This window comes from Pseudoalteromonas phenolica, assembly GCF_005876835.1.
Classification (GTDB): Bacteria; Pseudomonadota; Gammaproteobacteria; order Enterobacterales; family Alteromonadaceae; genus Pseudoalteromonas; species Pseudoalteromonas phenolica_B.
In genome coordinates this window covers 13273-28288 of record NZ_PPSW01000012.1, presented here as the reverse complement: position 1 = coordinate 28288, position 15016 = coordinate 13273, and the positions used below count along the sequence as shown (strand labels likewise).

Below are 15016 nucleotides of genomic sequence, written 5' to 3'. Positions count from 1 at the left end.
AAGGCGTAAGCTATATTTGACTTACGATTATTAAGGAACCGTCATGAGTATGATCCGTCAACAAGACTTCATCGACAGCATTGAAGATGCATTGCAGTATATCTCTTATTACCACCCACTCGATTTCGTTCAAGCGCTAGAAAAGGCTTACCATAAAGAAGAAAGCAAAGCGGCTAAAGATGCGATTGCTCAGATCTTAATTAACTCTCGTATGTCTGCTGAAGGCAAGCGTCCACTGTGTCAAGACACAGGTATCGTAACGTGTTTCGTTAAAGTAGGTATGGATGTTAAGTGGGATAAAACAGACTTAACTGTACAACAAATGGTTGATGAAGGGACACGTCGCGCTTATAACAGCCCTGACAACCCACTTCGTGCTTCAATTGTTGCCGATCCTGCTGGCGCACGTAAAAACACCAAAGATAATACGCCGTCAGTAGTACACATCGATATGGTACCAGGCGCTGAAGTTGAAGTGATGATCGCAGCGAAAGGCGGCGGCTCAGAAAACAAAACGAAAATGGTTATGCTTAACCCATCTGATGATGTTGCTGCTTGGGTTGAGAAAACACTACCTACTATGGGCGCAGGCTGGTGTCCACCGGGCATGCTAGGTATAGGTATTGGCGGTACGGCTGAAAAAGCAGCGGTACTAGCGAAAGAGTCACTGATGGATCCGGTTGATATTCACGAGTTAATCGAGCGCGGTGCAGAAACAGCTGAAGAAAAGCTACGTTTAGATATCTTTGAACGTGCGAACAAGTTAGGTATTGGTGCACAGGGCCTTGGTGGTTTAACAACGGTTGTTGATATTAAAATCAAAACAGCACCAACACACGCTGCATCTAAGCCAGTTGTAATGATCCCGAACTGTGCGGCAACACGTCACGTACACTTCACGCTAGATGGTTCAGGTCCTGCTGATCTTAAAGCACCTAAAGTTGAAGATTGGCCAGAGCTGACTTTTGAAGTGGGTGAAGACACTCGTCGTGTAAATTTAGACACATTAACGAAAGAAGACACGCTAGATTGGAAGATGGGTGAAACTGTTCTTCTTTCAGGTAAAATCTTAACAGGTCGTGATGCAGCGCATAAGCGTCTTCAAGACATGATCTTATCAGGCGAAGGTTTGCCTGAAGGTGTAGATTTCGAGAACAAGTTTATCTATTACGTAGGTCCTGTTGATGCAGTAGGCGACGAAGCAGTAGGCCCTGCAGGCCCAACAACGGCAACGCGTATGGATAAATTCACCGATCTAATGCTAGAAAACACAGGCATTGTAGGCATGATCGGTAAAGCTGAGCGTGGTCCAGCGACAGTTGAGTCTATCAAGCAAAACAAATCAATCTACTTAATGGCAGTAGGTGGTGCAGCTTACCTAGTATCTAAAGCAATCAAGAAAGCGCGCGTAGTAGCGTTCGAAGATTTAGGTATGGAAGCAATCTACGAGTTTGAAGTAGAAGATATGCCAGTAACAGTTGCAGTAGACAGTGATGGTAACAACGCGCACACTGCAGGCCCTGCGATTTGGAAAGCGAAAATCGAAGAGCTAGACAGCAAATTAAAATAAGCAATTAGTTTATTTTAATTAAAATAAAAGGAGTGAATTTCACTCCTTTTTTGTATTTAAACGCCCAAAATAAAGTCGGTGCTCAAGAGTTGGTTCAGTAGCAGCAATTTCACATCGCGTTTATTTTCATTATCAGTCTGAATACCTGACATAAAGTCGGTGCTACAGAATTGGCTTGGTAGCAGCGATTTTATATCGCGTTTATTTTTAAAATAAGTCTACATACCCGACATAAAGTCGGTGCTACAGCCGTGGCTTGGTAGCAGCGATTTTATATCGCGTTTATTTTCATTATCAGTCTGCGTACCCGACATATAGTCGGTGCTACAGAGTTGGTTTGGTAGCAGCAATATTATATCGCGTTTATTTTCAATATTAGTCTACATACCCAAAATAAAGTCGGTGCAACAGGAGTGGCTCGGTAGCAGCGATTTTATATCGCGTTTATTTTCATTATCAGTCTGCGTACCCGACATATAGTCGGTGCTACAGAGTTGGTTTGGTAGCAGCGATTTTCATCACGTTTATATTCAAATAATTACGCCGCGTAATCACTGAATTTCTTCATATTTATTCCTGCCTCAGTGCCCGAACTTTCTTCTGATTATTTACAGCAATTTAAATTCTTCAAATTCAAACTTGAAAACCAATCGATTAACTGTAATGATAATGATTATCAATTGTGATTTTGAAATCGGTTCATATGTGTTTGAAAGAAACTATTGCTTGTTACACACCTTGTTTAAAAACCCACTGTCGAAGACCTCAATTAGAAGCACCTGTTTTGGTATCCCAATATATTGAGGGCAGTTTGGCATTAGCAAAATGGTACGGCAGCAGTCATTGCACATTGTTACAAGAACTGTATTTAAAAAGAGTATTCAATGAGTTACTCAATAAAATTGCTGATCCGCTCGTACATGAGTCAATCAGAAAGCAATGTTTTGAGCAGCTATATAAGCCTCTTCTCGCTTTGAAGCGATTCTACAAACAGCAGCAAGCCGATAAACAAAAATATTTGGCGCTGGAGCTTGAAGCAAGAGTGCTGTGTCGTGAATTTAATCCATTTTTATAGGAGTCAAAGATGACTACATTTCGCCAAGAATCAGACAGCATGGGTGTATTAGATGTGCCTGAAGCCGCACTTTATAAAGCGCAAACCCAGCGTGCAGTCAATAACTTTACAGTTAGCAAGTTAACTATGCCGCAAGAGTTTATTCGAGCACTTGCTTACATTAAACAAGCGGCGGCCGAGGCAAATGCAGAGCTAGGGCATCTTTCACAAGATAAAGCACAGGCGATTGCCAAAGCAGCGCAAAGTATTATTGAAGGCGATCACTTAGACCAATTCCCGGTTGATGTGTTTCAAACAGGCTCGGGTACAAGCTCGAATATGAATGCCAATGAAGTGATCGCGACACTTGCAACACAGCAAAGTGGTATTCAGATCCACCCTAATGACGATGTGAATATGGGGCAAAGCTCAAACGATGTTATTCCAACCGCTATTCATGTCAGTAGTGCGGTTGCTGTAGTTTATGAGTTATTACCTGCGTTAAAGCACTTATCACAAGTCATAGAGCAAAAATCTAAACAAGTCGGTCATGTGGTTAAAACGGGTCGTACACACTTAATGGATGCGATGCCAGTGACTTTTGCTCAAACCTTAGGTGGTTGGCAGCATCAGATTGACTGCGCGTACCAAGGTATATTAAGTAGCGTAGAAAGAGTCTACGAACTTGCACAAGGTGGCACAGCAGTAGGCACGGGTGTAAATGCCGACGCACAATTTGCCAAGGTGTTCACGCAATATTTAAGTACAAATATTGGTATTCGTTTTAAACCAAGTAGCAACCACTTTTATCATATTGGTTCACAAGATGCGATTGTAGGCCTTTCAGGACAATTAAAAGTAATGGCTGTGGCGAATATGAAAATTGCCAATGACTTACGTTGGATGAACTCAGGCCCGTTGGCAGGTCTTGCTGAAATTGAACTAGAAGCGCTACAGCCAGGCTCTTCAATCATGCCTGGTAAAGTTAACCCGGTGATCCCAGAAGCGGCAGCCATGGTAAGCGCTCAAGTGATTGGTAACGACACGACAATTTCGGTGGCTGGGCAATCAGGTAATTTTGAGCTCAATGTCATGTTGCCTGTGATTGCGCATAACATTATTGAAAGTATCGATATCTTAGCTAATGTCAGCCGACTCCTCGCCGATAAAGCCATTGCAACATTTAATGTGAACGAAGAAAACGTTAATAAAGCACTGGCAAAAAATCCTATTCTAGTGACGGCTCTCAACCCGATCATAGGTTATGAAAAAGCGGCGTTTATCGCCAAAACAGCATACAAAGAAGGGCGCCCGATTGTTGATGTGGCTAGCGAACACACTGATTTGTCTGTAGGTGAGTTAACAGAGTTGTTAAACCCAGAAAAACTAACTAAAGGTGGATTGTAAAAAAGTCAGAAATCAATAGAGTTAATTTAAATTCGGTGAATGTAACTCTCATTGAAAGTATGTTTAATGATAATTTTGTGCTTTTGATTTTAAAACAAAAAAGGTAGCTGAATAGCTACCTTTTTTGTGAGTGACATCTAGATTAAGCGCCAGCTTCCATGATAGAAGTACTACCAGTTTTCGCTAATTCAGCAAGATCTTTGTCGATCCAGAATAGTGCTTTACCATCTTCACCGATCAATTCTAGCTTATCTAAAATACCTTTGAACAGCTTTTCTTCTTCATGTTGTTCTGCAACATACCATTGCAAGAAGTTAAACGTTGAGTAATCATGCGTTGTGAAAGCAACATGAGTTAGCTCATTGATTGCTTTAGTGATAGTGCATTCATGTTCAAGAGTGGTTCTAAATACATCACCAAGAGAATTAAACTCATGAGGAGGTGCTTCAATAGAACCTAAGATAGGTAAAGCACCGGTTTCACTTACATAAGTGAATAAACGGTTCATATGTTCCATTTCTTCAACTGCATGCTTTCTTAAAAACTCAGCAGCACCTTCGAAGCCTTTGTCTTCACACCAAGCACTCATTTGTAAGTATAGGTTTGAAGAATAGAATTCTAAATTAATTTGCTCGTTTAATTTTTCAACCATTGCTGGGGCTAACATAGCGGTTACTCCTCTAAGAATTTATGCACGCATTGTTCTTTAATACGCTCATGAATACAAGTAGATCATAAAGAAAAACAAATAAAAATAACAATTTAGGCGAGAAAAAGCGCAAAAATCCAACTAAGCAAAAAGCGCAATCACTCTCATTAAAGCTCATCACGTAAAAACCAGCGATGAATGACTATTTAGGTAAAATTGTTAGTAAGAATGCGAATGATTATTTCAGTTTAGTGCCTTTACAAAGGTATTTCTTATCACTGGCAGAACGCGCACATTTTTTACAAATAAAATGACTAGGCGACACAATATCAGCAAGCTGAGATAACTTGCTTTCAATATCTTTTCGCTTCCACTCACATAAAGTCTTACTCATCGATACCTACTAAATGGGTTAAATACAAATACACATTATTATCATATTGCTAGTAGGCGAGCTTTTTACATGAATTACGCGAAAAAATCCAGATAAATCGGGGTGTAAAGAGAGCAGGATTTGAGGGCTCTTGTGCTTGTTATAAGGTAAGTTGCTGACAATAAAAGATATGGTGTTATTGAGTAAAAGACATAAAAAAAGACATCCTGAGATGTCTTGATTTATACGTTTGGTGGAGCTGGGGGAAGTCTAGTTTTGTTATTAATTCACTGTTAAATATGGCTTTAATGTATTTATGTTTTTCGCTGGAGTGCAACCTGGAGTGCAATGGTAAAAAACAAAGATAGATTAATCCTCACCTAAAACTGATGGCTTCTTTTTCATTGTTCTGTAAGCTTTTGTGAGTAGCTCTTCAACAATAGCTGACTTTGTCTTACCTTCATGGGCGGAAAGCTCAGAAAGTTTCTTTTCGATACTCTTATTCATAGTAAAAGAAAACTCTTTAGTCTCTTTATCTTTATTAGTCCTTGATTTTCTTCTTGTATAAGCACTTTTAAGTTTTAAAACTAAGTCTCGCCTCTCGAGTTCATATAGTCTTTGCTTATCTTCGAAACTGTATACGCAATTATTAAGATGAATTGTGTTTATAGATACAATTTGTGAAATCAGCGTATCAATTAATATTTTTGCTTCGACTTGATAAATATCTGTAATTCTACTGTGCCAATTATTAAGGAGGGGCTTTGATTGATTAAGGTCGCGTGTCTGATAGTATTTCGTAATATAGTTTAAAGCCCAAAGTGTAAGGTCTGAATCATTGGTTATAAACTCGAGATCTGCAGGTTTTTTTAATTTCCTATGCTCGTTAAGTATTTGCCGTAAATAAGATACTTTTTCTTGCTTGCTGTTAGCAGTGTTGTTGATTGAAACATAGGCAAGTTGTTCTAAGTTTAGGGGAAAAAATAGACTAAAAGGCTTGTATTTGAAACAGATAAATCTAATAGAGCCATCAGCGCCAATTATTTCATTTATTTCATTAAAGCTAAGAGCTTCTTTAAGTGAGTTCTCACACCAGTCTTTACCTACGTTATTCAGTTCGATGAAGGTTAGCAAAGAGCTGATAATGAAATCTCTACTTGTATCTTGAATTAAGTTTCCATCAGAGCCCGGTCCTAAAAAATAAAGACACATAAGTTCATAATCAGCCAGCTTTCTTAAATACATTAGCTCATGACTTTCGCTACTAGCACTTCCAATCATCTGTCAAACTCCATTTTATTTAAGTACTAAACTTACACATCTAAGCATAATATTTGTAGCTAAATTTATCTACACAAAGAATTCCATAGAATCCCCATTCTACCTTGCTAAGATCTCTTAAGGATACCATTGTTATCTCATGTAGATTTCCAGTTGATAAAACATCCTATTCTTACTGTATTATCTGGGTTTGCACCATAAAAACCTTTGAATGCAGCTAACTTCAGAGTAGTAAAGTGATTTTAAATGCCAATAAGTCTGGGCGTTGAAGCTTATTAAAGCCTTAAAGTCTCAGGCTTTGTTATCACCTATATTTTCGGTTTGGTAGTATTAGTATGTTTATTAAGAACCCTTTTAAGACTTAACAAGTGAATGCAGTCATAGCATTCACGACTTGATAGATACTCAAAACAAATAAAAAAATAAGCATTAGAGCAGTGATATGAATTCTCAAAACAAAAGGATGAATCATGTCATTTCAATCAAGTACTACGTCTCGATTACAAACAACAACGACAAACAAATACTTTAAATGGGACACACAAGCTCACAAAGAGCAGCCTCTTTTTATTCATCAACTCGCAATAATGGAGCAGGTGATTAGCAAGGCTTTATGTGATCATAAACGCACGTTTGCAGTGCGTGTTGACTTAAGATTGCCTAAAGGAGAAGTAGACAGTTCTAACAACGTTTTAAAGCGATTCTTCGCTTCATTAAAAGCACAGATCAAAAGTCATGAAGCACGAAAGCATAAAGCAGGTGGGTTAGTACATAAGACTAACTTAAGGTACATTTGGGCAAGAGAGCACAACCATTCTTTGCATCATCACTATCACGTTGTTCTTTTATTTAATAAAGACCAATTCTCAACATTAGGTAACTTTGAGTCAGAGAAAGTTAATCTGTTTAATCGTATTGTAACTGCATGGGCGAGTGCCTTAGCAAAGCCCTTTGAAGAGGTAAAGTGTTTAGTTCATATACCTAAGAACCCTTACTACATTCTTGATGCGAATAGCCTTCAGTTTACTGAGCAATTTAATGCGCTGTTTCATCGTGTATCGTACTTTGCCAAAGTGAGAACTAAGCAATTTGGTGAAGGGCATCGCACATTCGGGTGCAGCCAAAAATAAGAACGCTTTTATTAAATAATGTATATCTGAAAAAAAATAGAAAGAGATAGCAGGGGTTAAGCCCCTGCATTTTTTACCATTCGAAGCTTATTTCAACTTTATAGACGCCCGTTGAGTATCGATACGCCAAAGCAATAAGCTCTATTTGATTAAGTGAGCTTGATGTTTGCTCATCTTGCCAGCCGTATTGTGGCACACAGCGTTTATCAAGCCCGATCAACATATTTGCTAATTTGAACCAAGGATACATCTGTCCAGCTTCTTCTAGGTCAAGAATATAGACCAATTGAAAGCCATTGGCAGTGCGTTCAAATCTAAGCTCAATAGCGGGGCTGGTGGCTGCTTCTTCATGGTTGGCATCTACTACATTAAATCGAATCGAAAAAGCCTTATAGCCTTGCTTACTTGGCTTATTCTTAATCACTTCAGTAGATATGAGCTCAATTAGTGGATCGGGTATAGCTAAGTTAGGAAGCTCTTTTAATCGTAAAGTCATAAGTCCTCCCTAAAGCAAACCATGCTCAGCAAATGAATAACATTGCTCGCCCACCACAATGTGGTCTAGAACAGACACATCAATCAAAGCTAATGCTTGTTTGAGTCTATTGGTAATTAACTTATCAGCTTCAGATGGCTCGCAAATACCTGAAGGGTGGTTATGTGAAATCACTACAGAAGCCGCATTAAACTTCAGTACAGTTTTAACAACTTCCCTAGGGTAAACAGTCGCGCCATTAATGGTGCCTCTGAACATCTCCACCAGCTCAATAATGCGATTTTGTGAGTCGAGCAAAAACATCATAAATACTTCGTGCTCCACCAGCGCTAATTTAAAGCGTAAAAACTCAGCGCAATCAGCAGGGCAACTAAGAATGCCTTGACGCATATTCTTTTGCGCAATCACATAAGCCGCTGCTTCAAGTATCTGCTCATCAGTTACGCATTCAGTAAATTCATATTTGGGTTTTGTTACTTGCATAAAAGTCTCCGAATGTTTGTATGCAAGTGAATGATGTATATGTGAAATAGATTGGTTTGGGATAAAAAATTACGTCTCCCCGAGATGGTATGTACTAACCCATCAGGAGAATAAAATGAGACTAATTAAATTATCAGAAGTACTAAACATCACTGGCTTAAGCAGAGCCACTGTCTACAGATTCATGTCTAAAGATGAATTTCCGAAAAGCGTTTCATTAGGCGCAAATTCTGTCGCCTGGGTTGAAGGCGAGGTAGAAGATTGGATTTTGGCAAAAGTTGCTGCGAGAGATGAACAATGAGGATTTCAAACTAAAAGTTTTTCACGTTAATTAAATTGGGAAATTATAACGTCAACCTGATTGGTAAGGAGCTAGTAATGGAAAAACAGTCACGTTTAATACAGAACTTTACAACGAAATAACTATGGATATACAGTACTTTTTATTGGTAATGACTTTATGAGCAATAACCAGTTCTATGTTGAAGCATTGCAATGCAGTAACCCTCTCAGGCTTTATGCTGCATAACAAGAAAATAAGCATGATTTGGTAGAAGCTAAAGAGATCACCAAATAGTTTTTGACACTCCCTTAAAATGTATTATATTAACCTAATCAAATTGATTATACTAATAGTGCAGATATGGGTTCTCTTCAAAAAACAAAAGAACAAGCGGTTGATCTTAACAGTTTGAGCTTTGCACAGAAGCAAAGATTATCGTTTATCGATTTTTCTTTACTATTCAAAGGTGCTGTTAGCCGAAAAAAACTCACTACAAAATTCGAAATGGGCATGGCAAATGCCACAAGAGATCTAGCTGTTTATAAAGAGTTAGCCCCAAGCAATATGGAGTTTGATCAAAAAGAAAGAACTTATTTTCAAGCTAAAACCTTCAAACCACTATTTAACTATGATGCTCGTCAAACTATGGCGAAACTATCAAATAAGATCAGTGATGGGTTCCATGGCGTTTTAGAAACTCCTTTCCCTGTAGATGCACCTTATCAACTCAATGTTCCAGATATATTTATCGTAGCGAAAATTGTTCAAGCAATATTAAAACAGAAACCTATTTCAATTATTTATACATCGTTAAGCTCAGGTTCAAAAGCGAGGGAGATTATTCCCCATACGATAGTTGATAATGGCTTGCGCTGGCATGTTAGAGCGTTTGATAAAAAAACAGAGTCTTTTAGGGATTTTGTTTTGACTCGTATATCAAAAGTGGTAATTAAAGACACTCCTATAGAAAGTCATGAAGAAGAAATCAATGACCATCAATGGGTGAGAATGATCGATTTACAAATCGTACCGCACCCCAATAACATCAAAGAACCAAAAGCCATAATGATGGACTATGGAATGGTTGATGGTGTTTTAGAACTGAAAGTTCGTGCTGCATTAGCTGGATATTTGCTTCGCAGATGGAATGTCGATTGCACTCCTGATGCAACCCTCAAAGGTGCTGAATATCAATTATGGCTGAAAAATTCCATAGCATTATATGGTGCTAAAAATTTAGTTATTGCACCAGGATACACAGAGAATGAATAATTTAAACCCGGCCTCCAAGCTACAAAAATATGATACGACTATAAACGTCATTGGTAGTATCAAAGATTGTGAACCTATTTTTAAAACGATTGAATCATATTTTGATGTTGAATCGGCAAGTGATAATGAATTTGATTTGAGAACGGAAAAAAGTCGTACTCGAATTGAAAGAGGTGTTGAAGTTGCTTTTTTACAATTTAGAAATCAAGACCATCAAGATTTAATACAGTCTATTTTTGCCAGTGACCTAACTCTACAAACCAAAGAAGTAATCTTGTTTTGGCAGTTTGCGTTAACCAATAGATTATTCAGAGATATTTCAGTTCGAATTTTTTCGAAAGAATATTCATCAGGTAAAACATTCATTTCTAAAGATGTACTTATTGGTTATTTAAAAGAGTTTGTTGGTGAGAATGAAGAGTTAAAGGCGAAGTGGTCAGAAACTACAACCTCAACTCTAGCTACCAAGTACCTTAACTTTTTAACCAAAATAAACTTTGTTGAAGGCTTAAGAAAAAAAGCATTTAAAAGAATCTTAATATCCTCAGAATTACTGGTTCTGTTTTTATACATTTTAAAAATAAATGAGCCTGAGAATAGTGAAGTTTTCTCAAATGAAATATTTCCTTTGGTATTTATTGACAAAAGCGATATTCAAGAAAGATTAAAGAAATTGTCACTCAAAGATTACTTCAACATGGATTTCAATGGTGTTGAATTAAATATTGAATTAACACATAGCTATAAAGGAATTTGCGATGTCTTATCTGCTAGAACATAAGCAAAAATTTGAAGCGTTAAAATTTCAAATAACCAATCAAGATCAGCTTCGGAAACAAGCGAATGGTGGAAATAGTATTTTATTTACTTATCCACCAAACCAAGAGCAAGAATACCTAGAGAAAGCTCAAGAGCTTTATCACCAACAAGCTGAGTTTATCGATGTTAGTAAATTACTTGTCCAAGCTATTGATGAAGATGGTTGGGATGCTTTTGAAGAGTATTATAAAGACTTTATTAGTACACCTAGCAAGCTTTTCAAATCAGATGATCCCGAAACAGACTTGTTTGATTTAATCATTCAAGCGATAGAAAAGGCTATCGCTAATGGCAAAATTCCAATGCTTGTCCGTTCTGGTTGTTTATATGGTACAGGCATAGAAAACGTAAATATCATGGAACACCCCGCTGTAATGAAACTAGAGCATCCTTTAGTCATCTTTTATCCTGCAAAAATTACTGATGACAACGTATTTTTCTTAAATTTTAAAGCAGCGTCTAAATATCGCTGTATCTTGCTGAAGTAAGGGCAAATAATGACCACAATAAACGAAATTTTAACCCTAGATCTTCAAGAAGATATTAAGAACGTAATTGATTTAGAAGACAGAACTGAAAATGAAATCCAGCAAGAGATTGAGTCTTATATTGTTACTGAAGGTTTGGGTCGTCACTTAGATAATTTCACCAATATATTTACTTCAAACATAAAAGAAACTGGTGTTTGGTTATCAGGCTTCTATGGTTCTGGTAAGTCCTACTTTGGTAAAATGCTCGGTTACATCATTGATAACCCCAATATTAATGGTACTCCTGCAAGAGAGCGTTTTATAGCTCAACTAAAGGGCATTAAGAACGAAGGATTAATTGAAAACGCACTACGTAATTTAGATAGTATTAACAGTCGCGTGGTCTTTCTTGACGTAGCAAAACAAAACACCGATCAAGGTCTTTCTTTTACATTATTTTCTAATTTACTCAAAAATTTAGGCTTTAGAGATGATGTATACGGCTATATGGAGTTTGAACTTTTCATTGAAGGTAAATATGAAGAATTCAAACAAAAAGCTATAGAGCTTGAAGGTAAAGAATGGAGTGAATTAAAGAAAAGTAACCGACAAGTTGCACGAGTGATGCGAAAGCTCTTTACCGCAATGGGTTACTCTGAAGTTGAATATCAAGAGACAAAAGACGTTTATTCAAAGTCTATCGAAAGTTTTTCAGCAGTTAAATTTAAAGAGGAGTTGGAGCGATATCTTAGTTTTGTAACAGATGAAACTTTAGTCTTCGTATTCGATGAAGCCAGTGAAGCAATTAGTCAAAATAAGTTTTCATTGTTAGAACTTGAGGCAGTAAGCGAAGCTTTATCGAGTATAGCGAGCAAAGTTTGGACAATGGCAATTGCTCAAGAAAAGCTAGACAGTGTTATTAACAACGCAAATGTTAGCCGAAGCAGCTTAACCAAAGTAACAGATAGGTTTAAAACTAAAATTCATCTTGAAGCGACAGAAGTTGATGTCATTATTCGTAGCCGATTACTACAGAAGAAAGACAGCTATTTTGAGCAACTTGTCGAATATTATAATAAGAATGACGGACTCATTTCTGACGCAACAAACTTAAAATCGTCATTTCCAACGAAAACAGAATCAGCTCATGATTTTGCAACGTATTATCCGTTTCATAAGTATCAATTCGATATTTTGCAAAAGTTCTTATTCAGTTCAAACGCACTAGTTGCAACACAAATTGCAGCCCGTGGCATGATCATCACCACGTTTGATGTACTACGCAAACAAATGCGTGAACAAAGCTTATTTTCATTTACTACGGGTCACGCACTTTGTAGTGAAGCTCAAACCGCTCCACCAGTAGACTTAGTTAATAAATATCAAACAGCGACAAAGATACTCGATGAGAGTGCTTTAGAAATTGATGGTGAGAAGCTATTAAAAACAATTCATTTATTAGCAGATTCAGAAGTTGTATCACCAACCATTGAAAATATTACCAAAAGCTATATTGCAGACGTAAATGACTACTACAGCATCAAACCAAAAGTAGAAAAGTCTTTAGCTTTATTGTTAGAAGCTAAGGTACTTTTATTATCAAATAATAACTACAAGATAACATCAGATCTTGAAGGTAAATTACTTGATGAAATGAAAGAGTTTGACGTTGAGCTATTTACTAAAAAACGTGATCTTATTAATTTTATTAAAAACTACAAAACGTTTAATCCAGTAGCTTCATTTAACGATGGCCATACCAACTTTAAATTTAGCGTTTTATCAGATCAAGAAGATGAACTATCTAGCTCTGGCGGTAATAAAAATCTGAAATTAACAGCATATAGCTTGTTTAATATTAGTGATGACAGACAAGACTTTATTGAGAACATAAAGTTAGAAACTCAATACGACAAAGACTTAATTACATTAATTCCAGATAACAAAAACTTTGCAAAAATCGATAAGTTAATTGCTGAGGTTCACCGCTACCAGTTAATGGAAGAAAAGTACTCAACAGAGTCAGATGCTGATAAACGTAAAATTATTGGTGAATTTAAAACAATAAAAGAAGAAAAAGAAAAAGAGCTTAGATCATTAATTGAAGATGCTTACAAACATTCAACATTAGTATATTTGTTTGATGAGCATTTACTTAACGAAGATACCTTTAAAGGCACAATAGCTGAAAATCAAAGAAAGCTTGTTAAAAACATCTATTTCAAGCAACTGAAAACTCAGTTATCTGAAGGGTTAATTCCTAAAATATTTAGCAACAGGAAAGAAGATTTACACAAATTATTTTCTGGTGATGATTTCAAGTTTTTCGACTCTAACGGTAACTTTACAGGTGAACACCTTAAGTTAGTTGAAGAGCTAAATGCAAAAATTAAATCGCGCCATGTTGATGGGCGTACACTTGAAACAGACTTCTCAAATGCACCTTGGGGCTACTCTTTCGGTACAATAGCTACCACGTTAGCTGTATTACTCAGAGCAGGTAAATTGGCAGTTAAGTACAATGGCGACCCGTATTTATCGCATGACCAAAAAGCAGTTCATGAAGCTTTTACCAACACCACCAAATTTAAATCAGCTTCGTTTAAATCTATTACAGCATCTTTAACTTCAACACAGAAAAACCAAGCAGTTCAGTTATTGATGGAAATAGATATTGAGAAGCATACAAATAAAAAAGTGGATTGGAGTACTAACGATTACGAATTAGCAGAAGCGACTCGTTACTTAGCGGATCATTTCATTACCGCTATTTCAACATTAAACAGTACCGTTAATAATTTTGAATCTTTATTTAGCAATGTTGCTGTTCAAAAAGACACATTGTTAGATTTCTCTAGCAAAGTTACTGAAAACAATTATAAAGAAAAAGTAGAGTTTCTATTAACCAATGCAGATGTTTATAAATCGGCAATTCAAACCGTATTAAAAGCACAAAAGTTTATTAAGAAAAACTACGAAAAGGTTAACGACTTTAAAGCCTTTGCAGAATCAGTTACATCTGAATTAGTTAAAGCTAACATTACCGATGAAGCCATTCACATCGCTAGTAAAGAGTTATTAAGCTTATATAAACAAGACATGGTGAAAAACTTTGCAGCAATTCAGCAACAAGCACAAAAAATTAAAGATGCTTATTACCGATTAGTTAAATCGGCTACACAAGAGTTAACAACTCAATGCGAAGCACTATTAATTAAAGTGAACAAAGCGAATAGTGTATTAACTACTAACTACCCAAAAGAGTTAAATGCTCACAACATAACTCAGCTAAATACCATTAAAAAATATTGCCAAGACCGAGTATTAACAGAGCCAGAATTAGGTTTTTCAATATCATGTAAAAGCAGTGGTTTTTCGTTATCTGAATTATTAACAAGTACAGAATTAGTTCCGTCTAAAGAAAACGACTTACTAATTCTCGAAAATAGTTTTGTGAGTGAACCACCTGCTCAACCTGAGCCAACACCTGTACCAGAGCCGCAACCTAGTGGTGGGAAGCCTGCACCTGCCCCTATAACTGCGAAGCCTATACAACCTAAAACGCCTCGCAAGCTGAAATTGTCTATTCCAAGTACTGATATGACAGTGCAAGAATATAAAGACATCTTAACGGCTCAATTACGTGCGCTGGCCTCAGCGCAACCAGACGAAAAAATAGAGCTAGATCTTAGTTCTGTTAATGCTAATTCAAGCAAGGGAACCGCTTAA

General features: G+C 36.9%; 14 protein-coding genes. 9 read left to right on the top strand and 5 right to left on the bottom strand.

Annotated elements, in window-relative coordinates:
* Positions 1-43: 43 nt before the first annotated feature.
* The 3 genes from C1E24_RS08225 to C1E24_RS08215 all read left to right on the top strand — a co-directional run bounded on the left by C1E24_RS08225 (position 44) and on the right by C1E24_RS08215 (position 4031).
* Positions 44-1570 carry a fumarate hydratase gene (locus tag C1E24_RS08225; RefSeq protein ID WP_130255919.1) on the top strand — a complete coding sequence of 509 codons (1527 nt, stop codon included), beginning with the start codon at positions 44-46 and terminating at the stop codon, positions 1568-1570.
* Between the two features lie 811 nt (positions 1571-2381).
* The gene (locus tag C1E24_RS08220; RefSeq protein ID WP_240721963.1) at positions 2382-2645 is read left to right on the top strand and encodes a hypothetical protein; all 264 of its coding nucleotides are present in this window, start codon (positions 2382-2384) and stop codon (positions 2643-2645) included.
* Positions 2646-2654: 9 nt separating this feature from the next.
* Entirely contained in the window at positions 2655-4031 is a 1377-nt protein-coding gene (locus C1E24_RS08215) for a class II fumarate hydratase (protein ID WP_138480430.1), read from the top strand.
* Between the two features lie 142 nt (positions 4032-4173).
* Here the strand turns inward: C1E24_RS08215 and ftnA are convergent, their stop codons facing one another.
* From ftnA to C1E24_RS08205, 3 genes are all read right to left on the bottom strand, one after another.
* Complete coding sequence (ftnA, locus tag C1E24_RS08210) at positions 4174-4698, bottom strand: non-heme ferritin (protein WP_138480428.1); 525 nt, start codon at positions 4696-4698, stop codon at positions 4174-4176.
* Positions 4699-4918: 220 nt separating this feature from the next.
* Positions 4919-5074, bottom strand: a complete 156-nt coding sequence (locus C1E24_RS20930; RefSeq protein WP_169792717.1) for a hypothetical protein — start codon at positions 5072-5074, stop codon at positions 4919-4921.
* 348 nt (positions 5075-5422) lie between these two features.
* Positions 5423-6334, bottom strand: a complete 912-nt coding sequence (locus C1E24_RS08205) for a hypothetical protein (RefSeq protein WP_138480426.1) — start codon at positions 6332-6334, stop codon at positions 5423-5425.
* A 470-nt stretch (positions 6335-6804) separates the two neighbouring features.
* On the opposite strand from C1E24_RS08205, the gene C1E24_RS08200 reads away from it, so the two are divergent.
* Positions 6805-7464 (top strand): inovirus Gp2 family protein, encoded by a 660-nt coding sequence (locus tag C1E24_RS08200; RefSeq protein ID WP_138480424.1) that lies wholly within the window; start codon positions 6805-6807, stop codon positions 7462-7464.
* A gap of 73 nt (positions 7465-7537) precedes the next feature.
* Here C1E24_RS08200 and C1E24_RS08195 read toward each other — a convergent pair whose 3' ends face one another.
* Both C1E24_RS08195 and radC read right to left on the bottom strand, forming a co-directional pair.
* Entirely contained in the window at positions 7538-7960 is a 423-nt protein-coding gene (locus C1E24_RS08195) for a hypothetical protein (protein ID WP_138480422.1), read from the bottom strand.
* 9 nt (positions 7961-7969) lie between these two features.
* Complete coding sequence (gene radC / locus C1E24_RS08190) at positions 7970-8443, bottom strand: RadC family protein (protein WP_138480420.1); 474 nt, start codon at positions 8441-8443, stop codon at positions 7970-7972.
* A gap of 115 nt (positions 8444-8558) precedes the next feature.
* Here radC and C1E24_RS08185 point away from each other — a divergent pair, with 115 nt between their 5' ends.
* From C1E24_RS08185 to brxC, 5 genes are all read left to right on the top strand, one after another.
* Positions 8559-8744: an AlpA family transcriptional regulator gene (locus C1E24_RS08185; protein WP_138480418.1), complete on the top strand. Its 186-nt coding sequence runs from the start codon at positions 8559-8561 to the stop codon at positions 8742-8744.
* Positions 8745-9086: 342 nt separating this feature from the next.
* Entirely contained in the window at positions 9087-9998 is a 912-nt protein-coding gene (locus tag C1E24_RS08180) for a helix-turn-helix transcriptional regulator (RefSeq protein WP_138480416.1), read from the top strand.
* Positions 9991-10779: a BrxA family protein gene (locus tag C1E24_RS08175; protein ID WP_138480414.1), complete on the top strand. Its 789-nt coding sequence runs from the start codon at positions 9991-9993 to the stop codon at positions 10777-10779. Before C1E24_RS08180 ends, C1E24_RS08175 begins: the two co-directional genes overlap by 8 nt.
* Positions 10757-11305 carry a hypothetical protein gene (locus C1E24_RS08170; protein ID WP_138480412.1) on the top strand — a complete coding sequence of 183 codons (549 nt, stop codon included), beginning with the start codon at positions 10757-10759 and terminating at the stop codon, positions 11303-11305. Before C1E24_RS08175 ends, C1E24_RS08170 begins: the two co-directional genes overlap by 23 nt.
* 9 nt (positions 11306-11314) lie before the next feature.
* Positions 11315-15016, top strand: a complete 3702-nt coding sequence (gene brxC, locus C1E24_RS08165; RefSeq protein ID WP_138480410.1) for a BREX system P-loop protein BrxC — start codon at positions 11315-11317, stop codon at positions 15014-15016.